The following is a 22,130-nucleotide window of genomic DNA, read 5'->3' as shown; positions in this document are numbered from 1 at the left end:
CAACGTTCCCTTTTCCTGTTTACTACTTCACCCTTCTAATCGGACGCAACTACAGATGGAAACTGTCGATTGGCTTGTTGTCGGCGGATACTTCGCACTCTTGGCCGGACTGGCTTGGTGGGTCATTCGCCAGAGTAAGGACACCTCGGACGATTACTTCCTGGCTGGGCACAGTCTGGGTTGGTTCATCGTGGGCGCATCGATCTTCGCCTCGAATATCGGCTCGGAGCATCTTGTCGGCCTGGCGGGTTCGGGTGCGACCGATGGTGTCGCAATGGCTCACTACGAACTGCACGCTTGGTGCCTGCTGGTTCTTGCCTGGGTGCTAGTGCCGTTTTACGCACGCAGTCAGGTGTTTACGATGCCACAGTTCCTCGAGCGTCGCTTTTCGCCCGCCTCGCGGTACACATTGAGCGTCATCTCACTAGTGGCCTACGTGGTGACCAAGATCGCTGTGGGCATCTTCGCGGGCGGCATCGTATTTAGCGTCCTGTTGCCGGAGCTTTCTTTTGCCGGGCTCAACAGCTTCTGGATCGGCTCGATCCTGGTGCTCGTCGTCACGGGGTTGTATACGGTGCTCGGCGGTTTCCGCGCAGTGGCCTACACCGAAACGTTGCAGACCATCATTCTGATCGTCGGCTCAGCGCTAGTGACCTACTACGGCTTGAAGTACGTTGGTGGCTGGAGCGGATTGCGGGAGACCATCGGCTCCGAAATGTTCAATTTATGGAAGCCACTTACGGCCATCGGTGCCGATGGCCAGGCGTTACCTATGGAGTGGGCGCCTGTGGAAGAAGTCAATGAGAACGGCGACTTGGTGCGCCAGGCCTGGTACTTCAACGGCAACTATCCATGGCTCGGCATGCTGTTTTGTGCCCCGATTATCGGCCTTTGGTACTGGTGTACCGACCAGTACATCGTGCAGCGCGCCCTCGGCGCAGAAAACGAGACCCAGGCCCGCCGTGGAAGTATCTTCGCCGCACTGCTGAAGTTGCTGCCCGTGTTCATCTTTATCGTTCCCGGCATGATCTGCTTTGGGCTGATCATGAAATCGCAGAGCGGCGCCGTCGAGGGAATGGACTTTTCCGAGATGCTTCACGAAGATGGAGCGATCAAAGAGTCGGGCAAGGCCTTCCCTCTGATGGTCAAGAACGTACTACCTGCCGGTGTGCGAGGCCTGGTAGTCGCCGGGCTCCTCTCCGCCCTAATGAGTTCGCTGGCGGGCGTATTCAACGCGTGTAGCACGCTGTTCACCATCGACCTCTACAAGAAATTCGCCCCAGAAGCCAGCGAGAAACGCCTAGTGCAAGTTGGTCGTTGGGCTACCGTCGCCATGGTGCTGATCGGCATGGCGTGGATTCCGGTTATCCAAGGTTCCAAGGGACTGTACGACTACCTGCAGAGCGTGCAGGGTTACCTGGCGCCGCCCATCTTTGTGGTGTTCTTTCTCGGCATTGCGTGGAAGCGACTCAATGCCCAAGGGTGCTTGGCCGCGCTGTTAGTCGGCTTCGCAATGGGGATATTCCGCCTGGGAGTCGATACGCCGCCAAAGATATATGAGAACTTTGCTTACGCCGAGGGCTCATTCTTCTGGGTCGTCAACAAGATCTACTTCCAGTACTTCAGCTTGCTCATCACCGTGGTAAGTGCAGTTGCCATGATCGTGGTGAGCTATCTGACTCGTGAGCCCGACTATCAACGTTTCCAAGGGCTCACCTACGGCGTCGTGTCCGAGGAAGAGAAACGCACTACACGCGAAAGCTGGGGCGGCGCCGACGTCGCCCTCTCCGGATTGGTTCTGGTGCTCATCCTGGCAGCGTACTTGTACTTCCAAGGCTAATGCAGAAGAGCCCATTTGTTGTTAACTCCTGATGCTTTCCTCCAACTGAGTTCGATACCATGTCACGTCTTACGGCCAGCATTAATCGCGTTTTGTACCTTCCGTTACTTTTGGTGTTGCTCACTCCCGCGACATCACGCAGCGCAGAAGTGAAGGTAAACGTCCGAGTCGATCGTCCCACGGCGGAGATCAGCCCCGTGCTGTATGGGCTATTCTTCGAGGACATTAACTACGCTGCCGATGGTGGGTTGTATGCCGAATTGGTGCAGAATCGTTCGTTCGAGTACTACTCTGTGGGAGGTTGGGCTGCGAACAGTGAGCGTTTACATCCACTTTACGCGTGGAAGAAGGTCGAGCGCGACGGCGGTGAGGTTCAGCTCAAGGTGGAGAGCGAAACACCGCTGAACGACAACAACACGAAGTTTCTCACGCTCACGCTCGATGGTAGTGGAGCGGCGGGAATCGAGAACTCCGGCTTCGGCGGAATCGTCCTCGAGGAGGGAGCCAAGTACGACTTCTCGGTTTACGCCAAACGAACCGACGACCAGGAAGTTCCCTTGAAAGTCGAGTTGCAGACGTCTGAGGGCGACGTGCTGGCTTCGGGGCAGGTGCCACGCACCTCCGGCGAGTGGGAAAAGTACGAGTTGACGCTCTCGCCCAACGCTAGTGCCGACGAGGCCAAGCTGGTCCTCACCACCACCGGCGGTGGCAAGCTGATGCTCGACATGGTATCGCTGATCCCTCAGGACACCTTCAAAGGTCACGGAATGCGCAAAGATTTAGCGCAGGCGCTGGCGGACCTGAAACCCGGTTTTTTGCGATTTCCCGGTGGCTGCATCGCTCACGGACATGGACTTGAAAATGCGTACCGTTGGAAGGATAGCGTCGGCGACGTGGCCGAGCGCAAGCCCAACTGGAACCTGTGGGGCTATCATCAGACTTACGGGCTGGGTTACTTCGAGTACATGCAGTTGTGCGAAGACATCGGCGCCGAGCCCCTGCCTGTTATTCCGGTAGGTGTCTGTTGTGGCTTCCGCGATCCATTCGAAGTGGTGCCGATGGAGCAACTGCACGTGTGGATCGACGACGCACTCGACCTGATCGAGTTCGCCAACGGACCGGTCGACAGCAAGTGGGGTGGGCTGCGTGCCAAGATGGGGCATCCGGAGCCTTTTAACCTCAAGTACGTTTGCCTTGGCAACGAAGAGCACGACACACCCGAGTGCCGCGAGCGATTTCCCTACTTCGTCGAGGCCATTCGCGAGCGCTATCCCGACATCAAGATCATTGGCACTTCGGGACTGGGGCCCGAGATTCCCTTGTACGACCTGATGACCACCACGAACGTCTATAGCTCGGACGAACACTACTACATGCCGCCTGAATGGTACCTGAGCAACGTCCACCGCTTCGACAACTTCGACCGCAGCAAACCCAAGGTGTTTGTGGGTGAGTATGCTTCGGAGGGCAACACGCAGTACAACGCGGTGGCCGAGGCGGCCTACCTGACGGGCGTGGAACGCAATGCCGACATTGTCGACATGACCTGTTATGCGCCGCTGTTCGCCAAGTACGGCTCGACGCAGTGGACCAAGGCCGACTTGATCTGGTTCGACAACAAGTCGCTGGTGAAGACACCGAACTACTACGTGCAGCAGTTTTTCAGCACATCCAAGGGCGATGCGTACCTGGAAAACACCGTCGAGATGACAGGCCGCGCCTTGCCCCAGGAAAACTACGCGGGACAGGTAGGCATTGGCACTTGGCGCACTGGTATCGAAGTCGAATCGGCCTCGCTGAATGGGCAGCCGCTGAAACTTGACGATTGGAAGGTCCTGGCAGGCGACTTCCGCAACACCGAGGACGGCAACTATGCCCAGCTCGACCGAAACAGAGAGGCTGCGGTAAGCGTGGCTCCGGACAGTGCCGAGGGTGAAAAGACCGTGTACGAGGTTCGCGCCCGCAAGACCGGCGGCAACGAGGGCTTCCTGCTGGTGTTTGGCTACGGAAATGAAGACAGCTACTACTGGTGGAACGTTGGCGGTTGGGGCAACACCCAGCACGGCATCGAACGCCGCGTCGACGGAGCATCGACCAACCGATTGGTCTCCGCTCGGGGACGCATTGAAACCGATCGTTGGTACGACCTGCGAGTCGTGCTTGAGCCGGGCCGAATCCGCTGCTACATCGACGACAAGCTCGTTCACGATTACCGTCCGCTGGCGCCGGAGGTGCGAGTGTCGCCTACGCTAGATCAATCCACCGGCGAGTTGTTCGTCAAGCTGGTCAACCCAGGCACAACAGCGGTCAAAGCAACCGTCGAGCTTGAAGGTTACTCCGCATTGGGTTCCGACGCCACGCTGACCACGCTGGCCGGCCCGGCGGAGGCAACCAATTCACGCACAAAGGAAATGGTGAAGCCCGAGCAGCGGACGATCCCCGCCGACAGCACCATGACGTTCGAATTGCCTCCCACTTCCGTCGAGGTGCTGCGGCTGAAGGTCAAATAGCTCAGGTTACTGTGCAAAAACGAGCGATGCCCGGCGGTTTACCTCCGCTGGGCATCTTGTGCAGCCTTAGTCCCCACATGAGTGACAGGCAGGTATGTGTATGCGAACGGCCGAATTGAATCGAGTCGGAATCTGCTTCAGGTTCTGCTGTCTCTTCGCACTCTCCGTAGGTCACGCCGTGTTCGGCGGCGTTTGCACCGCGGGTGAACTCGATTGGCCGGAGCCCGTGCGCTTCAGCCGCCCAGGTTGCATCTGGTGGTGGATGGGTAACGCGGTCGACCAGGAGAACCTGACCGCGAATCTGGAAGCGATGGACGAGGCGGGCATGGGTGGTGTGACCATCGTGCCTATCTACGGAGTAAAAGGTCGAGAAGCAGACACTATCGAGTACCTTTCGCTCGAGTGGCTCGAAATGTTGAACCACACCATGCGCGAGGCCGAGCGTTTGGACATGTGGGTCGACATGACGCCCGGTACCGGCTGGCCCTTTGGCGGACCTGGGGTCACCGAAGCGGATTGTGACGCGGCGGTGAGACTGGTCGACGGAGAACTCGTCAGCCGACCATCAGGATTTCGCGTCAAAAGAGCGGCGCCGGGTGCGGCGGGATTGGCCGTGAATCCCTACTCAACGCAATCTCTCTCCGCTTATCTGGGGCGTTACGATCAAGCTCTCAGCCAGACGGAGGTGCTGCTCCCGCGGGCGCTCTATCACGATTCGTTTGAGTTCACGGGAAACTGGTGTTCCGACTTCCTGGAGCAGTTCAAGAAGCGTCGTGGCTACGACTTGAGCGAGCATGCATTGGTTCTGATGGGCCAGGACACCAGCGACCCGGACAAGGTCGCCAGAATCAAGAGCGACTATCGCCAGACACTCTCCGAACTGCACCTGGAGTACTTGCAACTGTTGCAGGACTGGGCCGAATCAAAGGGCAGGACGACACGCATTCAAGCTCACGGAGCGCCGGCGAATTTGCTCGACGCTTACGGCATCGCTGGCATCCCCGAGACCGAAACGTTCGGCGCGAGCAAGTTCCGGATACCAGGCATCCGCCGCGAAGCGGATAACGTGCGGCCTGATACGCCACAGCCAATGGTCAACCGATTCGCATCCTCGGCGGCGCACGTGATGGGAAAACCATTGGTGGCATCGGAGAGTTGCACTTGGCTCCGTAATCACTTCCGCACCTCCCTTTCGCAGATCAAGCCTGAGATCGACGAGCTGTTTCTGAACGGCATCAACCACGTTCTGTTTCACGGGACAATCTACAGCCCTCGAGATGCCGCCTGGCCAGGTTGGCTGTTCTATGCGTCGATTCAATACAGTCCCCAGAATAGCATCTGGCGGGACACGCCCGCGCTGAATGCGTACATCACACGTTGCCAGTCGATGCTCCAATCGGGAACACCCGACAACGACGTGGCGCTCTACTGGCCCATCCATGATATTTGGCACACCAGACGCGGCATGCAGCAAAAGCTGACAGTTCACGGTGCCGGCTGGCTGAATAACAGCGAGTGCGGCAAACTGGCGGAGTGGCTCCGCACCAATGGCTACGGGTTCGACTTTGTTTCGGATCGTCAACTCACGTCTGGGAAGGTCGAGCCCTACCAAGTGGTGCTGGTGCCGAAGATGAAACGCATGCCGGTCGAAACCATGCAGGCTCTGGTGGAGTTGGCCAAGGAAGGCAAGAGCGTGATTTTCCTCGATAAGATTCCAGCCGACGTGCCCGGCTACTATCAAGTGGGCGAACGGCGCGAGCAATTGCAGAACTTGGTCTCCGAATTCCCTGGCGAGGCGGTCAAGCAGGAAGGGCTCAGAGAAGCCCTCGACGCGGCGGGGGCCGCGCGCGAGTCGATGGTCGACCTGGGACTCGATTTCATCCGGCGAGATCATGGGGAAGGGATAAACTACTTTGTCGCCAACATGAGCAGCAAGCCTGTCAATGGCTGGGTGGCACTGGGCAAACCATTTAAGTCGGCGGCAATCCTCGATCCCCAGTCAGCACAAACCGGTGTGGCTAGCACCAAGCAAGGGCAGGTCTATTTGCAGCTACTGCCCGGCGAGTCGAAGTTTGTACGTACCTTCACGACGAAGGACCTTGCGGGAAGCAAGTTTCCCATTTTTCATCCCGCAGGCGCAGAGCCACAACCTATCACCGGCGAGTGGCAGCTCACGTTCACTCAAGGAGGCCCCGATTTGCCGGATGGCAATCGTCTGAGCGAATTGACCTCGTGGGCAGACGGTCAGGATGCGAAGCGCGACGCGTTCGCTGGCACAGGGCGATACGAAATCGAGTTTGATCTGCCGGACGTCGACGCCGACGATTGGGTTCTCGATTTAGGCGAGGTTTGTGAGAGCGCGCGCGTCATCGTCAATGGAACCGAGGTTGCCACTTTGTACAGCATTCCGTTCCAAACTCGCATCGGCGAGCACCTCCATCCCGGTCGCAACACGTTGGCGGTAGAGGTGACGAACCTCTCGGCGAATCGCCTTCGTGACATGGATCGGCGCGGCCTCGAATGGCGAATCTTCCACGACGCCAATGTGGTCACTCAAAACTACAAACGCTTTGACGCCAGCGATTGGCCACTCACGCCCTCTGGCCTGCTCGGTCCGGTAGAGTTGATTCCACTGCGCGCCTTCGATCCGACTGCCGCGGACTAGAGTTTCGCGACCACCCCCGTGGGCCAGCTACGCCCTGCGAATTCTACTGAGTGTCTTTCGAGTGCTTGTCGAGAAACTCGACGACGCTCTGTCGCTGCTGCGCATTGAAGAAAACGTTGCCTCCGTGGCCAGCGTTCGGGATTTTGATGAACTCCACGTCGAGATCGTACTGTTTGTAAGCGTCGACCATCGCTTGGGCCTGATCGATCAGCACGACTCGGTCGTTCTCACCGTGGAGAACCAACAGTGGCGGGTCGCCTTTTCCGACGTGGTGCGCGGGACTGGCGCGTCGCGCCAGTTCCTGTTTGTCGCTCGCCTTGCCTCCCAGCAGCTTATACACGGAACCGCTTGCCGATTCGGTCTTGCTCGGTTGGGTTCGAGTTCGCAACAAGAAGTCGCTCGGGCCGAAGAAGTCGACCACCGCTTGCACCTCGGAACTTACATCAGTGTTGTCGCCGACCTCGCCTTCCAGTTGTTTATCACCGGCAGTTACACCAAGCATCAGTGCGAGATGTCCACCCGCAGACGTCCCCATCGCGGTAATATGCGAGGCATCGAAGTTGTAGTCGCCTTCGTGGGCGCGCAGCCAACGTACGGCGGCCTTGCAGTCGTGTACTTGGGCAGGAAAGATTGCCTTGTCTGTAAGGCGATAACCAATGCTGGCTACGGCAAAGCCGTGTACTGTTAACCACTTCACGGGACAGCGCTCGTAGCTGCCGGCACGCCAGCCGCCACCATGAATGAATACCACTAGCGGCGCTTTTTCGGGTTCGTCTGGCAGGAACAGATTGAGCTTCAAGTCGTGCGCGTCGGGGCTGGCAAATACCACATCGCGAGTCGGAGCGGTCTCGCCAACGACTTCGCTGCACATGCATACCAAGACGACCAGGAAGAGCGCCGATCGTTGAGCGGACAGCGGGCTATCGAGTTGGATTCTCATACCAAATCACTCCCAGATTGTGACGTTCTTCGCAGGTCAGCAGATCGAGATCGCCGTCATGGTCGAGGTCGATCATCTCGATCAAATCGTACTTGTAACCCCTGGGTCCACCCAGGTCGTGATAGGTAGCTTCGATCTGCGGCTGTTCGAGGTCACCTAGTTCCATCCAGGTACAGGCAGGCACGCCGGGAGATCCGCCCAGGTTGGCGGTATGCACCAGGTCCAATCGTCCATCCAGGTTGACGTCGGCAACCGCCACCGCCTTGCCGAGTTTCACTCCGAAAGGATTGGCAATACGATGGCGTTTCCATTGGTCTCCGTTCGGCGAAGCCCGCTCAAAATACAGAATACGCCCGCTCCTGGTGGTGCAGACGATATCGTCGAGCCCGTCTCGGTTCAGATCGGCGACCTCTAGGAACATGACCGTTCGGCCGCGACCGCCGACATGGTGAGACTTCCATTCGGCGCCGGAAGCTGTGGCTACAGGCCCCGGGTTTTCCAGCCAGCCGACTCCACTTCGCCCGCCCGTTCGATCGGACGACAGGATGTCGTTATCGCCATCGCCGTCCATGTCGAGTAATTCCAGCGACATGATCCAGCCCGCGTCGGCCAAACGGTGGTAGGTCCACGCGGAAGTGTCGCGCGGATTCTCTGGCGACTGCAACCAGCCAATCGATCCGTCCCGCATCTTCGATCCGACCACAAGATCGGTACCGCCCTGCCCGTCCAGGTCTGCTGGCACGCAGTACATCCACATTTGCGCGCCTTGAACGCTGGGCACCGCTTCGGTTTTCCAAGCGGTAGATGTTAAGTAGTCCGACTTCGATTTTGGCGCCCAATGGAAATACACGCTGCGATTCTTCTGCTCGCAGCAACTAACCACATCGACTGCCCCGTCGTTGTCGAGATCGCAAAACACCGCGTCCTCGGGTGCGGCGACTTCGCCCACGGTGATGGAGGGCCAACGGCTGCGACAATTTTCAGGACCGGGGTTCAGATAGACCCGTATGAGGCCTCCTTCCTCCCAACCCGTGCATACATCTTGGTGGCCGTCGTTGTTGACATCGGCCAGTCGCACTCCGTCGGCACCTTGCGACGAATCGTCGATGGTGTGCCGTTTCCAAGGAATATCGGAAGCTGTGGAACGGGACACGAGAGCAACGACCAGCAGCAGAACAAGCCCGAAGACTCTTTCAGAATGCCAATTCATAATCGCACCTACTTAGGCCGCAGCGGGATTCACACGAATATAAGCTGTCGTTGGAGTGTTCGCTCCGTGCCAGTCTACATGGGGTGCCATGCAGGGTACACAAGAGGCACGGTCGATTTCGCGCACAGTGCGGACGAATCAGTCGCTATGAGACTCGTCCTTGAGTAAGATGTTCCGATAGTCCACTTCGCCGCCGTGATTCTGCAGCGAGATGTAACCTTTGAGAGGCTTCTTCTTGGTCTTGGACGATTTCCTTTGATCGTAGTCCTGGATGACCTCGCCATTCAACTTGACGCGAATCCGTGGTCCGATGCACGTAATCACGAGTTTATTCCATTCGCCTGCCGGCTTGGCCGGAGCCGCGCTCGCGGCGGAGTGCAAATAGATAGCGCCAGTGGAGTGGCTTGTGGGTTCATCGACACCGTCGTCGACCAATTGAATTTCATAAGCAGCACGCGAGGGGCGCGTTGGCTTCTTGCCATCCTTGTACTCCACCGTTCGGATGCCCACACCCGAATTCGTACCGGGCTGCAAGCGATACTCGAGGCTCAAGGTGAAGTCTGTAAACTTCTGATCGAAGCGAAGGAAGCCGAAGCCTCCACCGGCGCAATGAATCATTCCATCGCGAGCGGTCCATACTGGAAGCGTCTGTTCAGCGTCTTTGGTGGTCTTGTCGCCATCGACGACCCATCTCTCGAGATCTTCGCCATTGAACAGTGCCTGCGGTGCAGCCGTTTTGTCAGCATCGGTCGCTGCTACCGCGCAAGCCGCTACGCATGCGGCGATCAGAAAGCCTGTGGCAGACAAATGACTAGACAACCACTTGGCCGGGTTTTCGCAATGCATGGTTGTTGTTCTCTGTCGGTGCTTGGCCGATTCCTTTGCGAATGGCATCCAGTTCCAATTGAAGATGCTTGCTGAACAGGGTGATATCGCCGCTATGAATCAACAGGTTCATTCCCGCCTGTAGCCAGTTGGTCTCGCTTTGCACATCTTCCCAGAAGTGGATACCAACACCTATTTGACGAGATCTCGCTTTGCTGATGATCCGCTGAATCGCGGAGGCGAACTTTTCGTGTCCGTATTGCTCCGGTATGCCCAAACTGCACGAGAGATCGTGTGGCCCAATCAACACCGCGTCCAAGCCGGGAACGCTGAGGATTTCGTCGAGATTCTCAATGGCGGGAGTGCTCTCGATGTTCACAATGAGCACGTTCGACGAATTGTATTCATCCAAAAAAGCTTGCAGTGGGGGCTCGAGTTCCGCTCCGTCGAGGGCTTGCTCCAACCTTTGCCCTTTGAGCGGGCGGAACTTTACTGCACCAGCAAGGCTGCGAACTTCATCCACCGACTCGACGTACGGCGCGATAATCCCCTTCGCTCCACCATCCAGCATTGTCGCGGCCAGCGTGGCACTCGGTTCCGGGATGCGGACGATGGGTGCGAGGTCCATGCCTCCATACAACTGACACATGAACGACACCGTTTCGCGATCCAAAGGAATGTGCTCGGTGTCGATGAAAACAAAGTCGAGGTTCGCACCCGCCAGCGCCTTCGGCCAGATTGGCGAAGGGGATACGATTAGCGTACCAAAGACTGGTCCGCCATGGTGCAAGGCGTCTCTTAACTGCTGTCCGTTCAATGGAACCTCGATAGTTGCCCGTACCCAAAACGATAACGTTGTCGATTGGCAGGATCGAGCAACGGTGAATCACTGCGGGGGCAGTAACGAGGTCTATTCTCCTAACTGAAACAGGGAGCGTCAATGCGACGGCCAAAATCCGAAGCGCGGAACGACTGGCGGCTGGCATTTCAGCGATATATCCAACGTCTCAATTTCCTCGATCATACGCATAGATAGAGAGAAATATTTCGGGGCAACACACGTGGGAGCAAACGCACTTGGTGAGCATGAAGTCGTCGCCGATCCGGCATCAGATGAATGGTCATGCGAAAACACCAAATCGACGGATGGACCATCGTGGTCCTCAAGGCAAGTGGGCTCAATTCGCCGCACTCGGGTCGCCCGTCGGAGGTGGGGCGAGGTCGACGTCGGATGGTGGTCCGAGCAACTCGGTGAGCAGCGGCTTCAATGCGTCGGCCCAAAGTTGATAGCCGTTGCGGTTCAGATGCAGGTTGTCCATGGTCACGCCGTTGTGGAGCTGTCCCTGCGAATCCGCCAGTTTGTGGTTGATGTTGAGATACCGCACTTGTTTGCCATCGGCCAGTTCTTCTAGATTCTCGTTGATCCTGTTGATCACCGGCATCGCCGCCAATGGATTTCGAGGATTGTCGTTTCGTGGAAGGATGCCAGTCAGAATGATCGTCGCTTCAGGTGCCTTCTCTCGGCACACGCGAACGATCTCCCAGATTCCGTCTGTGACTTCTGTTGCGAGTGAATCCTCCTTTGGCGCGTTCCCAACGTTGTTCGTTCCCGCAAGGATGACGATCACTTTGGGATTCACACCGTCGAGTTCCCCGTGAAGCAACCTCCACAACATGTGCTGCGTTTGGTCGGCGCCCCAAGCAAAATTGCCGGCGTTCCAGCCGTGGAAGTTCTCTTTCCAGTTTTTCAGCAACTCGGGGTAGTCCGTCGCTCCCCATCGCCGCGTGATGGAATCGCCAATGAAGTAGACGTCGACGCGCCCGCTTTGTACTTTCCGTAAGAGCTGCTCATGCGCCAATTGCGAGTTGCGGTCCATACGCTCCACAGGTCGCACCGCGGATGGCCGCTCAAGCGTTTCAACGCGGGCGTAGCCAAGGCCATCGTACGAGGTCCGATGGTTGTCGTGCGTCGCGGGATCTTCGACGAAGACCTGCACGGCCGCGCCTTTCTCAACGGCTACGCGTCCCAGATAGGTTCGGTACAAAGTGTCCTTTCCTCTGCGGACCGCAACGTCTTGCCCTGGAGCGAATTGAGAGGACTCCGCCGCCTGGGAGTTCTGCTGTGATGCAGTAAGGAGCACATCAGGCGTTAGGCTAGTGCGGAGTTGTGCGGTTCCATCGACGCTTCCCCAGAAGAAGGCGAAGAGATCGTAGTGACCGTCGGCAAGTCCCGACACTTCGGTCACAAGCTGCCCATTGGAGGTCTTTGTGTTCTCGTCGTTGGCAGCGACGTAGTGAATGGGTCCGATAGAGCCATCCTTGGAGTCGATAACACCTACAATGGCTGCGTCGTAAGCTTGTGACTTATACATGAGGCCGCGGAACCACAGAACGGTGGGGTGGTCCAGATCACCCTGAGGGACGATAGGCCGGAGGTTGTCGACCGTCGACCCTGCCGTGATGGCGGTCCATCGCCAATTGCGGCCGGCATCGTCGGTTTGTCCTCGATAGATTTCGTGGAATGGAGTCTCTGCCTGCGTCGCTGGGTTGATGGTTGACGAAACAAAGACTGTATTCGGATCGCCTGGCACGAGTGCACCGAGGCCGGTGTAGTCTTGCTCCGAGCGGAAGAGTCGTCGGCCCATCTTGGCCACTTCATGGCAGTGCCACTTCTCGCCATTGTATCGAGCATAGTACAGCCGGCGGTCGTCGCCGATTCCGTCGGGGCTCGGGACCGCGTCGCCAGCGCGCGTTGTGAACAGTGCGAAGGGCTGTCCCTCTGAGTCCAATGCCAGATCCGTGGTCCACGCGCGGTGGCGTTGTTGCGTTCCATCCTCCTGGTCGGGAAGAAACACCGGCGAGAGCGAGTTCGTGGCAGGAATGTGCTGGTTGTCGAAGATGTCTGCGTCGATCAGCGCTCCATCGGATCCATACAGCTTTCCTCCTTCGATGTAGGCATGGTAGATACCATTGTTGTAATCGCGAGGGTGGGCCTCTGTGGCGATAAGATGAATGCGGTCGACGCCGTTGGACGCGTATTTGAAGTAGCCGTTCACATAGCCGACGTCTTCACTTCTGGTCAGTTGCCCCCCGTACATCCAGCTCTCGCCTTGGTCCGTTGAAAGCATCATGTTGGGGCTGCGGTCATTGACTCGCGCGAAGTTGTAAACACGCTTCTCGGTGGGAAGGTAGAACAGATTGGAATAGGTTACGTTGAAGTCGTTTCCAGGCGTCTCTCGCCAGTCGAATGTGCGTTCCGGCCCCCAGGTGGTTGCGTCCTCTGGATGCGTCGATATGCGATATCGTGTGACCCGATCCGTGTTGTGATTCGCGTACACTGCCAGGTAGCGGCCATCGGGGCGTTTGAGCAATGCCGCCAGGTTGTGGTCGTCTTCTTGGATGGCTCCCAACACAACGCGCGATCGTCGACCGGTGGATAGGTCGAAAGTTGTCAGATCGACATTGCCATCGCGCGGCCCATCCACGTTCAACGGCGATGCCGCCACTGAGCTGACCAGCAGGGAACCGCTAGACGGATCGATGATGGCCCGCTCGTCCTGATACCAGGACCACGCCCCGTTGTCGTTTAGTAGAACCAAATTGCCTTCGACGCGGTTGGGCTGCAACGCAGGAGCATTGAGAAGCTGTTGAGCTGCCGAATTCGGTGAACCTGCAAGAATACCAACCGCCAGGAATAGAGCCAACCATGTCAGAGTTCTGACTTTCATACTAGCTCCCTATCGGTCTCGGTTGTCGTCGGGTTCACTCATCGACCACCGTGAGGACGGCAGATTGAAGGTCCTCGCAGTTGGAGCCAACCAGGATCTCAAACTCTCCTGGCTCGACGATGAACTGCTTGTCGATGTTCCAGAACGCGAGGCTCTCTGGCCCGATCGGAAGCGATACTTCGCGCACCTCTCCTGGTTCAAGATCCACTCGGACAAACCCTTTTAGTTCCAGTACCGGGCGGGTCACCGAGCTGACTCGGTCGCGAATGTAGAGTTGCACGACCTCTGTACCACGGCGATCGCCAACGTTGCTTATCTTGACGCACACGGAAGTCGTTTCACCCTGACGAATCTGTTCGGACTCTAATGCCGGTTCGTCAATCTGGAAGGTGGTGTAGCTCAGTCCGTAGCCAAACGGAAATAGCGGACTGACATCGTCGAACAAGTAGCCACGGCGTGCCGAGGGGCGGTAGTTGTAGTAGGCGGGGACGTGGCCCACCGAGCGCGGAATCGAAATCGGTAACTTGCCTGCAGGGTTGCACTTGCCGAGAAGTACATCGGCCACCGCGGTGCCCGACTCCTGTCCCAAGTACCAGCATTCGAGCAACGCGTGGGACTTCTCGACGACTTCCGGCACGGCCAGTGGTCGACCGTTGAACAACAGAGAGACAATCGGCGTGCCCGTCGCATGGATGGCGTCGAGCAGTTCGTTCTGGAGTCCAACCATCGACAGATTTGTACGATCTCCCAAGTGATTGGAGAACCATGCCTCGCGCGAGGTTTGTTCGTTTCCGCCGATGGCGAGTACTACCAGATCGGCTTTGTTGGCGATCTCCACCGCCTGGGCGATCAGCTCTCGATCGGCTTCGGGGTCGTTGGGGGTAACGGCGTCTTCTTCCCAACTTCCGCCCTGGGTGATCTGGCATCCTTCGGCATAGAGGACTTCACACTTCCCCTTTAGGGCGGTGCGCAGGCCATCGAGGACCGTAATGAACTGCTTGGGCTTGCCACTGTAGCCCCCCAGCATCGTGCGATGAGCGTTGGGCCCGATCACAGCAATCGTGCCTAGTGATTCGGCCTGCAGTGGAAGTGTGGCAGACTCGTTCTTGAGCAACGTGATCACTTGTCGGGCAGCCTCGATGGCAACGTCGCGATGATCGTCACAGCCGACAATCTGTTCGGCTTGGTCGGGCTCTGTGTAAGGCGATTCGAACAAGCCCAAGCGGAACTTATGCGCGAGCAGCGGCGCTACGAGTTCGTCAATCTCCTTCTCGCGAACAACGCCCTGCCGTACCAGAGCAACGATGTGCTGATAGCAGTCGGGCTCCGGAAGTTCGATATTCACGCCTGCTCGCACGGCAAGCGCCGCTGCCGATGGACTGTCTTCGGCAACATGGTGCCCGTACAGTTCCGGTCGGTCCCAAAGTTCGCGGATGGCGTAGTAGTCGGAAACGACGGTGCCATCGAATTGCCATTCGCCACGCAATACGTGGCGGAGCAGCCAGCGGCTGGCGTGGGAGGGAACGCCGTCGATTTCGTTGTACGACGCCATCACGCTCATCGCTCCGCCCTCGCGGATGGCTCGTTCAAAGGGATACAGAAAGATCTCGCGAAGGTGGCGCTCCGAGATGCTCGCCGGAGCACAGTTTGTGCCCGACTCGGGCTGGCCATGGGCGGCAAAGTGCTTCAGAGTACAAATCACGCGGTCGTTATTCGAAACTTCGCGATCGCCCTGGAAACCACGCACAGCTGCGACACCCAATTCCCCAACCAGGTAGGGGTCTTCGCCGAATGTCTCCTCGACTCGTCCCCACCGAGGGTCGCGAGCCACGTCCAGGACTGGCGCAAGGGCTTGGTGCACGCCGCACGCGCGCGCCTCCTTGGCGGTCATCGCATAAATCCGTTCTACCAACTCCGTATTGAAAGTCGCTGCCAGGCCAATTGGTTGGGCAAAGCTAGTTGCGTCGCGAGCGACGAGTCCATGCAGGCACTCGTCGTGAAACAGCACAGGAATGCCGAGCCGACCTCGTTTGATAAAGAACTTCTGAATGGCGTTGGTTCGCTCGGCAAACTCACGAGGGGGAATGCCTCCGTTCGAATCGCCCGGACGGCCAACCTGTCCCAGGCCATGCCCATGACCAAAATGCGCTTCGGCCAATTCCGGGTCAAGAACGCCATACTCATCCAACAGGAAGTCGTTCTTTTTGTTCCAAACGCAGATCATCTGCGCCGCTTTCTCCTCCACACTCATGCGTCCCAGCAGATCAGCAACGCGCTGATCGATTGGAAGGTCTGATCGTTGGTAATCGGCAGGAGGTGACACTACAGACATTATGATTCTTGTACGCGAGCAGTAAAGTTTGTGAGATCTAACGGTTGGATTTCTCAGCGGTTTGCAAGACAGCGTCGAAAGCCGGTTTGGGTTTCAGCGAACGGTCGAATAGCAGGGAATGAGCGGTGCGCCCTCGAATGGGCCAGTTGTTGTGCCAGGTCTGCCCGTCATCGAGTCCCCATAAGGTAACTCGATCGATGACGTCGCTTTGTTGAGCAAACAAGCCGAACAAGTGGGCGTACCGGTCGGCGAGCCGTTGTTGTACATCCTGCGGCAGTCCGCCTGTGTAGGGATTCATGGCGGAGGTGAGCTCGGCCCTATCTGTCACATCGGCGCCGGTCTGCTGACCTGGCCTCGGTAGCACGTTGATGTCCAGTTCTGTAATCATCACCTTGCCCGCCGACTTGGAGAACGCCGCCACCGAGTCTTCGATTTCATGGTCCGCGGGAAAATCCAAACCCCAATGTCCCTGCATTCCTATGCCGTCTACGGTCGTGCCAGACTGGCCCATCGAATCCAGCACGCGGACGACGCCATCGCGTTTGTCGGCTAGATGCAGGTTGTAGTCGTTGTAGTAGACTTCGCACTTGGGGTCGGCCTCCTTGGCAAATCGGAAGGCATGGACCAGATAATCGTCGCCGAGAATCTTCCGCCACGGCGTGTCGCGCATGGTGCCGTCGTCGTTCACCGCTTCGTTGACAACATCCCAGGAATGAACTCGGCCAGCGTACCGACCCACGACGGTGTGAATATGTTCGCGCATCCGCTCCAGCAGTTTCTCGCGTGAGAGCGGCTTTCCATTCTCGTCCTCAAAAACCCAGCCGGGCGTCTGGTTGTGCCAGATGAGGGTGTGTCCCACGAGAAACATGCCATGTTCTTCCCCGAAATCTACGAATCGGTCGGCAGCCTCAAAGTCGTAGCGATTGGGTTCGGGATGAATCGATTCCCACTTAAACAAGTTCTCCGACGTGGCAGAATTAAATTGCTTTGCGATTAGATCGAGCGCGTCTTGTTGATTGTCCTGAATCGCGGGCGTGCTGATTGCCACTCCCACGCGAAACTCAGGAGCGTAAGCGTCCTTGAGGCTTGCCTGGGGCGTCTCGGCCGTGGCGTGCAGCCCTAATATGAATATACCCATCGCGGCGATGAGTCTTCGATAGTTCATGACGTGCTCTCCGTTTGAGTGTTGGGCTGTCCGGAGGGGTCTTCTGCCCTTCGCCTTTCCTCGAGTTGGTCGCACAGCGTCGATTCGGTGTGTCGATCAATCTTGTAGAAGAGCAGGGCTGCTGCCGCCAGCAGGAAGGCGACCGCGGGGAAGAAACTCATCATCAAGCGAATGCCATGGATCGCCTGTTCCGACTGTGTGGAGTTTGGCACGTAACCAAACGCGTCCAACATCCATCCCGCGAGCGCACCGCCAAGACTTAGACCAAGCTTCAGGGCGAACACGGTGGCGGCAAAAGTCATCGCCGTGGCACGGCGGTAGTTAATCCACTCCGACAAGTCTGCCACGTCAGCCATCATGGACCAAGTGAGAGGTATCGTCACACCGAAGATGAACTGCAGCAAGCATTGCAGGCCAATGATGGTGGTCACATTGGATGGAGGCAACCAGTAAAAAACGGCTGTGATGGCAGCGCAGATCAGCAGGACGCTTCGGAACAAGTCGCGTTTGCCAAACCGCATCGAAAGGGGTTTCGACAGGAGGATGCCAGCCATCGAGGCGAGTTGCCCTGCTCCGTTGAATACGCCAAAGGACGAGATGCTTCCCCCGAAAAGCTCAATGCTCTGCTGATCGACGTAGTAGTCGAAGTAGTACTTGCCGATACTGCCGCGCATGGACAGATAGACAAAATAGAACAGCGTCATCACTGCTAGCGCAATCCAGGATGCGTTGTTCAGCAGATCTCGCAGGTCACGACCGACAGACGACTTCTGGCTTGCGGGAGGATGGACTCGCTCCTTTGTGGTAGCAAACGTGATGACAAAGAACACCGTGGCGACAACAGCCCACAGCGTAATCGTTAACTGATACCCCAGAGCCGAATTTCCCTGCCCAAAGTAGTCCACCAAGTCGGGCGTGAAGGTCTGGACCACGAACGAGGCAGTCATCGCCAGCAGGAACCGCCAGGCGGTGAGGTTGGTTCGTTCGACGCTATCGGAAGAGATCACGCCGGTAAGCGCCGAATAGGGAATGTTGTTGGCGGTGTAGACCATCATCAACAGGTTATAGGTAACGTACGCCCAAACGATCTTGCCCTTATCGCCCAAATCGGGTGTGGTGTAGACCAACACGAAGCAGAACGCGAACGGAATCGCGGTAAAGAGCACCCAAGGGCGAAACTTGCCCCAGCGCGTATTGGTGCGATCGGCCAGGGCGCCGATCATGGGATCGTTCACGGCGTCCCACAGACGGGACACGAGAAACATCCAACCTACCACCGACGCGGAGATGCCAAACACATCGGTGTAGAAACTCATCAGAAAGATGAGTTGCGTTTGAAAAACAAAGTTCGCGCCGCAGTCTCCTAATCCATAGCCGACCTTCTCGAGCAGCGATAGTTTTCTGGCAGAGGTCGACATTCGATGGAGATGGCCTTTCGTGTGACCATTGGGTTGATCGGATCCTGGTTGGTGTCGAACTGTAACAACCTAGCACTTGACGCTAAGGAGCCGATCAATACGTGGATAGCAAAGTCTGGGGGATTAATCCTGTTGGTCGGTGTCTTAGTTTTGACTTCGGGGTATGAAAACTACTCTTCTGCGGTGCCGGGCTGCTGTGGCGGCGACGACCCCGCAGAAGAGCGTAGCGACGGATAGTGTGCAGGGTTCGGGGATGGATCCTGCTCCAACATCCGTCAGGTTGCTCGGCGACGATACTCCAAAGTTGTGCATCCAAAGGTCATAGTCGGCAATGTCGACAACGCCTGCGCTGCCGCCCGACTCGTCGCCGTTGCCACCTAGATCGAACGTCGACCCAAGGTTATTTCGCCAAATGGTGAAGTCGCTAAGGCCGACCTTTCCATCACCATTAAAATCGCCCGGTAAACCGGCGGCTGCAACCTGTACTTGCACGCTTAGATTGTCGGTCAGCAGGACATCGTTGAGCTCGTACACCTCGTCGTCAACGGTAACGACTACGTTGTAGCGACCTTTGAACCCCCGCAGGCCATATGAGCCTTGGTCGTTGGAAACGCCGTTCTCGGTGGTCCACCATTGGTTGAGCACCAGACTCTGATAGGCTTCGAGCGAGGGCTTTTCTGACCAGTCGTTTCGATACAGGGCGCCGTTCTCGCCCCGCCAATGGGAGCCTCCCCAGAAGCCCCAGAGCGTGATGGCTTCGACCGTAGGGTGGCTAAACATAACAGTCAGATAGTCGTTGACCAGCGTGCCTTGATACGCTTCGTTGCCGTCAACATCCACATCGAATTCCGTAACCCGCAATCGAAGTCCTTTGTCGGCAAAGCGATCGATGCGATCGAATAGCACGGCCGCCGGGGTGGCCGACACACGGCCCCACTCTTCGATAAAGTGTCCCTGGAAGCCAATTCCATCGGGCGATGCGTTGTTCGCAATGAGGTCGTCGATAATCCGTTCGTAGTCGGCAGCGCGGGAGTTGCCAGCGATGACGTCGTCCTCGTTGATCCACATCGGCATGCCCTCGGGCGCAACCGAACGTGCGTGATTCACAATTTCTGCGTAGAAGTCCAATCCCGATGCGATTCGGTTCTCGTACGTGTCGTTCAGCCATCCCACTGGGTGGTTGATCACGTCCCATTCAAAGACCCGGTCGCCAACGGTTGTTGCGACATCCGTAATATGGTTTTCCAAACGCGTTGGCAGGGTGGTGGTGTTCTGCGAACTGCCCCAGGCGTCGTTGCCGCTCCAGGTGGCCCACGACAGATAATGACCCCGCGCCGGAAGGTTGTTCTGATCCAACCAGTCGAGCGCCTGCTGTGTTTGCTGCCAGTTGAAGTTGTTCCCCCAAAGCCCGTCCCAGGCGGGCCACTTCATGTCGTTTTCGAAGACGACTTGATTGAAGTTCTCCAGCAGCTTCTCTCGAAACATGTCTCCATTCGCGGACTGTTCGACGATTCGCGCCGCGGGTACAGCTGTGCCGAAGCCAAAATCGTGAGCTTGCATCAGCACCTGCACCTGGGCGCCTTCAATCTTGTTGCCCAACGTGTCCACAACTTCGACGTTGAGATTCGCCTTGCGGTGCTGCTCGATGCGTTGATTTGCTTCCGTGCGCCACTGCTGAGCAGATGAATCAATGCCCACCGCGCAAAAGAACGTTACCAGCACACCGAGCCACCATGTAGATGTGTGGAAGCGATATCTAGGAGTGAGCATTTGGGTGTGGCTCCTAGTGCTGTGCTGAGACGCACGTAGCGAAAGAATCGGGTCGTGCTTCGATGTATCGCGCATTCGCTTGGTCGGTATGTAAGGACGTTAGCTGGATGTCAATGCCAGGTCGATGGTCTGTGTGCCGTTGGCTACGTCCTTTGTAATGCCCGACGTTTCTGTGCGAAGGTACTTTTTGGGCACCAGCGGTTCGGGGGTTTGCGTCGACCGCTGCCCAGCCGGCACCGGTTCCTCTGGCTCGTAGACCTTAATGGCCACTTTGTAGGTGCCGACGTTAAGTCCTCTCTCATGTTTGGTCATCAGCAGGTAGTTGCCGTCGTCGTCGATCGCCCCGACGGCCGGGTTCGACATTCCCTCCACGGGGGCGAACGTCACCACACCAGGTCCGATTGGCTGACCGTCTAGTGTTACTTGCCCCGACACGTCAGCGTCGTAGGGGCTGCCGCCGCAGCCGATGGCAGTAATCGCAACGAGCGCCAGCAAGCACCCATAGTTGGTCGATGAAATCATCATACGTTCATCCAGGAATCAGCATGCAGGAACGGGGAGGCCGACTTCAGGCGTACAGTCGCGACATCGGCTGTACGCCTAAGTGGGTTACTCGGAAGTCACTTCGCCGCCTTCGCGAGTCGACAGGGCGCGGTAGGTTGGGTGGTCGATGTCGTCGGATACAAAACTCACCGAACCATCGCACTTGGCGAAGTTCACCCCATTGGGATGAAAACTGCGAAAACCGCGAATCCGGGGCCAGCAACTCGATCCGCCGGTGCCGTTAGTGCCGGTGCAGTAGCCGGAATTTTCGAAGTCCCAGTTTAGTTCGATGCCGGTAATCGCCCAGTCGCCGTCGCTCGACCATGCGGCGCTGTTATTATCAATGGGCGATGCTTCGCCCACCATGAAGGTGTTGCTGGTGCCATCGGGAATCTGCTTGAGCTTCACGCCGCCTTTGTAGTAGCTAGTCCGCCAGAAGATTCCCATGCAGTTGGTGCGTTGTAACAAGCGAACGGCGGATCGTAGCTCCAGAAGCCCGCGGGTTCGTCGGGCTCGAATTCGAAGTGTCCGTCGCCCGCGTTGCCCTTGTAAGAGGTTGTCGCTACCAGCACTGGTCCGCCAACGATGTTCGATCCGGCTCCACCACTAAAGGGATACTGATCCTGTCTGGGGCCAGTGTTTGCATCGCTGGGGCAGTTCAACACCTTCGGTTGGCTAGCGAGCGCCTCGCGAAGTACCGGATCGGTGCTATTGAGTCCGGTGCGAAGGGAGGTCCACCTACCTGCCAAGAATGGTTCGACAATGTCGAACAAAGCTTGCTCTTCCAGATGAGGCAGTACCCGAACAATCCAGCCTCCACCATCCGTGCCACGAATGCCTGTCGCGGGATCCGGTGGAAGCACATTGTACGCCTCGGTAACGTTGAACCAGCCGCCCTCACTCCTGTCCGAAAGGTTCACGCGACGCATGCTACCTTGATAGTAGTCTTCATCGACAGGGAAATGTCCGTGCGTGTCGTGGTAGTTGAGGGCTGCCAGCGCAACGTTCTTCATGTTTGATACGCAATTCGCGCGCCTGGCGGCCTCTCGAGCCGCTTGCACCGAAGGCAACAGCAAGGCAACTAGTATGCCGATGATTGCGATGACAACCAGCAACTCGACAAGCGTGAAGGCACCGTTCTTGGTCGTGCGGAAGTTCATGAATCCCGTCCTCCCGTTTCCTTA

General features: G+C 57.4%; 15 protein-coding genes. 3 read left to right on the top strand and 12 right to left on the bottom strand.

Translation table 11 applies throughout. The annotated features are described in order from the left end of the window. Positions 1-55 precede the first annotated feature (55 nt). The 3 genes from ACQK2L_RS03570 to ACQK2L_RS03560 all read left to right on the top strand — a co-directional run bounded on the left by ACQK2L_RS03570 (position 56) and on the right by ACQK2L_RS03560 (position 7,015). A complete protein-coding gene (locus ACQK2L_RS03570; protein WP_425395558.1) occupies positions 56-1,840 on the top strand; it encodes a sodium:solute symporter in 1,785 nt (594 codons plus the stop codon). Between the two features lie 59 nt (positions 1,841-1,899). Beyond that, positions 1,900-4,350 carry an alpha-L-arabinofuranosidase C-terminal domain-containing protein gene (locus tag ACQK2L_RS03565; RefSeq protein ID WP_425395557.1) on the top strand — a complete coding sequence of 817 codons (2,451 nt, stop codon included), beginning with the start codon at positions 1,900-1,902 and terminating at the stop codon, positions 4,348-4,350. Positions 4,351-4,450: 100 nt separating this feature from the next. After that, on the top strand, positions 4,451-7,015 hold the full coding sequence (locus ACQK2L_RS03560) for a glycosyl hydrolase (protein ID WP_425395556.1): 2,565 nt from the start codon (positions 4,451-4,453) through the stop codon (positions 7,013-7,015). A 43-nt stretch (positions 7,016-7,058) separates the two neighbouring features. On the opposite strand, the gene ACQK2L_RS03555 is transcribed toward ACQK2L_RS03560, so the two are convergent. From ACQK2L_RS03555 to ACQK2L_RS03500, 12 genes are all read right to left on the bottom strand, one after another. Then, entirely contained in the window at positions 7,059-7,955 is an 897-nt protein-coding gene (locus tag ACQK2L_RS03555; protein WP_425395555.1) for an alpha/beta fold hydrolase, read from the bottom strand. Then, positions 7,936-9,108 (bottom strand): FG-GAP repeat domain-containing protein, encoded by a 1,173-nt coding sequence (locus ACQK2L_RS03550; protein WP_425395554.1) that lies wholly within the window; start codon positions 9,106-9,108, stop codon positions 7,936-7,938. The genes ACQK2L_RS03555 and ACQK2L_RS03550 overlap by 20 nt, the downstream gene beginning before the upstream one ends. Positions 9,109-9,303: 195 nt before the next feature. Continuing rightward, positions 9,304-10,011, bottom strand: a complete 708-nt coding sequence (locus ACQK2L_RS03545; RefSeq protein ID WP_425395553.1) for a 3-keto-disaccharide hydrolase — start codon at positions 10,009-10,011, stop codon at positions 9,304-9,306. After that, positions 9,977-10,807, bottom strand: a complete 831-nt coding sequence (locus tag ACQK2L_RS03540; RefSeq protein WP_425395552.1) for an HpcH/HpaI aldolase family protein — start codon at positions 10,805-10,807, stop codon at positions 9,977-9,979. The genes ACQK2L_RS03545 and ACQK2L_RS03540 overlap by 35 nt, the downstream gene beginning before the upstream one ends. Before the next feature lie 361 nt (positions 10,808-11,168). Then, positions 11,169-13,718 carry a GDSL-type esterase/lipase family protein gene (locus tag ACQK2L_RS03535; protein ID WP_425395551.1) on the bottom strand — a complete coding sequence of 850 codons (2,550 nt, stop codon included), beginning with the start codon at positions 13,716-13,718 and terminating at the stop codon, positions 11,169-11,171. 34 nt (positions 13,719-13,752) lie between these two features. Beyond that, entirely contained in the window at positions 13,753-16,050 is a 2,298-nt protein-coding gene (locus tag ACQK2L_RS03530) for a glycoside hydrolase family 3 N-terminal domain-containing protein (RefSeq protein WP_425395550.1), read from the bottom strand. 37 nt (positions 16,051-16,087) lie between these two features. Beyond that, the gene (locus ACQK2L_RS03525) at positions 16,088-17,215 is read right to left on the bottom strand and encodes an endo-1,4-beta-xylanase (RefSeq protein WP_425395549.1); all 1,128 of its coding nucleotides are present in this window, start codon (positions 17,213-17,215) and stop codon (positions 16,088-16,090) included. Then, a complete protein-coding gene (locus ACQK2L_RS03520) occupies positions 17,212-18,633 on the bottom strand; it encodes an MFS transporter (RefSeq protein WP_425395548.1) in 1,422 nt (473 codons plus the stop codon). The genes ACQK2L_RS03525 and ACQK2L_RS03520 overlap by 4 nt, the downstream gene beginning before the upstream one ends. 144 nt (positions 18,634-18,777) lie before the next feature. Next, on the bottom strand, positions 18,778-20,403 hold the full coding sequence (locus ACQK2L_RS03515; RefSeq protein ID WP_425395547.1) for an endo-1,4-beta-xylanase: 1,626 nt from the start codon (positions 20,401-20,403) through the stop codon (positions 18,778-18,780). 99 nt (positions 20,404-20,502) lie between these two features. Further along, entirely contained in the window at positions 20,503-20,928 is a 426-nt protein-coding gene (locus ACQK2L_RS03510; protein ID WP_425395546.1) for a hypothetical protein, read from the bottom strand. Positions 20,929-21,012: 84 nt separating this feature from the next. Further along, entirely contained in the window at positions 21,013-21,393 is a 381-nt protein-coding gene (locus ACQK2L_RS03505; RefSeq protein WP_425395545.1) for a DUF1559 domain-containing protein, read from the bottom strand. Continuing rightward, positions 21,351-22,106 carry a DUF1559 domain-containing protein gene (locus ACQK2L_RS03500; protein ID WP_425395544.1) on the bottom strand — a complete coding sequence of 252 codons (756 nt, stop codon included), beginning with the start codon at positions 22,104-22,106 and terminating at the stop codon, positions 21,351-21,353. The genes ACQK2L_RS03505 and ACQK2L_RS03500 overlap by 43 nt, the downstream gene beginning before the upstream one ends. Between the last annotated feature and the right edge of the window lie 24 nt (positions 22,107-22,130).

It is taken from the genome of Aeoliella sp. (assembly GCF_965227375.1).
Taxonomy (GTDB): domain Bacteria; phylum Planctomycetota; class Planctomycetia; order Pirellulales; family Lacipirellulaceae; genus Aeoliella.
Note: the sequence above shows the minus strand (reverse complement) of the source record. Positions and strands in the feature narration are given on the sequence as shown.

What these genes read in the sequence shown, in the direction of transcription:
- ACQK2L_RS03505 (WP_425395545.1), bottom strand. Translation starts at nt 21,393, where the DNA reads ATGGGAATCTTCTGGCGGACTAGCTACTACAAAGGCGGCGTGAAGCTC.
- ACQK2L_RS03520 (WP_425395548.1), bottom strand. Translation starts at nt 18,633, where the DNA reads ATGTCGACCTCTGCCAGAAAACTATCGCTGCTCGAGAAGGTCGGCTAT.
- ACQK2L_RS03530 (WP_425395550.1), bottom strand. Translation starts at nt 16,050, where the DNA reads ATGTCTGTAGTGTCACCTCCTGCCGATTACCAACGATCAGACCTTCCA.
- ACQK2L_RS03515 (WP_425395547.1), bottom strand. Translation starts at nt 20,403, where the DNA reads ATGCTCACTCCTAGATATCGCTTCCACACATCTACATGGTGGCTCGGT.
- ACQK2L_RS03545 (WP_425395553.1), bottom strand. Translation starts at nt 10,011, where the DNA reads ATGCATTGCGAAAACCCGGCCAAGTGGTTGTCTAGTCATTTGTCTGCC.
- ACQK2L_RS03510 (WP_425395546.1), bottom strand. Translation starts at nt 20,928, where the DNA reads ATGATGATTTCATCGACCAACTATGGGTGCTTGCTGGCGCTCGTTGCG.
- ACQK2L_RS03500 (WP_425395544.1), bottom strand. Translation starts at nt 22,106, where the DNA reads ATGAACTTCCGCACGACCAAGAACGGTGCCTTCACGCTTGTCGAGTTG.
- ACQK2L_RS03570 (WP_425395558.1), top strand. Translation starts at nt 56, where the DNA reads ATGGAAACTGTCGATTGGCTTGTTGTCGGCGGATACTTCGCACTCTTG.
- ACQK2L_RS03525 (WP_425395549.1), bottom strand. Translation starts at nt 17,215, where the DNA reads ATGAACTATCGAAGACTCATCGCCGCGATGGGTATATTCATATTAGGG.
- ACQK2L_RS03535 (WP_425395551.1), bottom strand. Translation starts at nt 13,718, where the DNA reads ATGAAAGTCAGAACTCTGACATGGTTGGCTCTATTCCTGGCGGTTGGT.
- ACQK2L_RS03560 (WP_425395556.1), top strand. Translation starts at nt 4,451, where the DNA reads ATGCGAACGGCCGAATTGAATCGAGTCGGAATCTGCTTCAGGTTCTGC.
- ACQK2L_RS03555 (WP_425395555.1), bottom strand. Translation starts at nt 7,955, where the DNA reads ATGAGAATCCAACTCGATAGCCCGCTGTCCGCTCAACGATCGGCGCTC.
- ACQK2L_RS03565 (WP_425395557.1), top strand. Translation starts at nt 1,900, where the DNA reads ATGTCACGTCTTACGGCCAGCATTAATCGCGTTTTGTACCTTCCGTTA.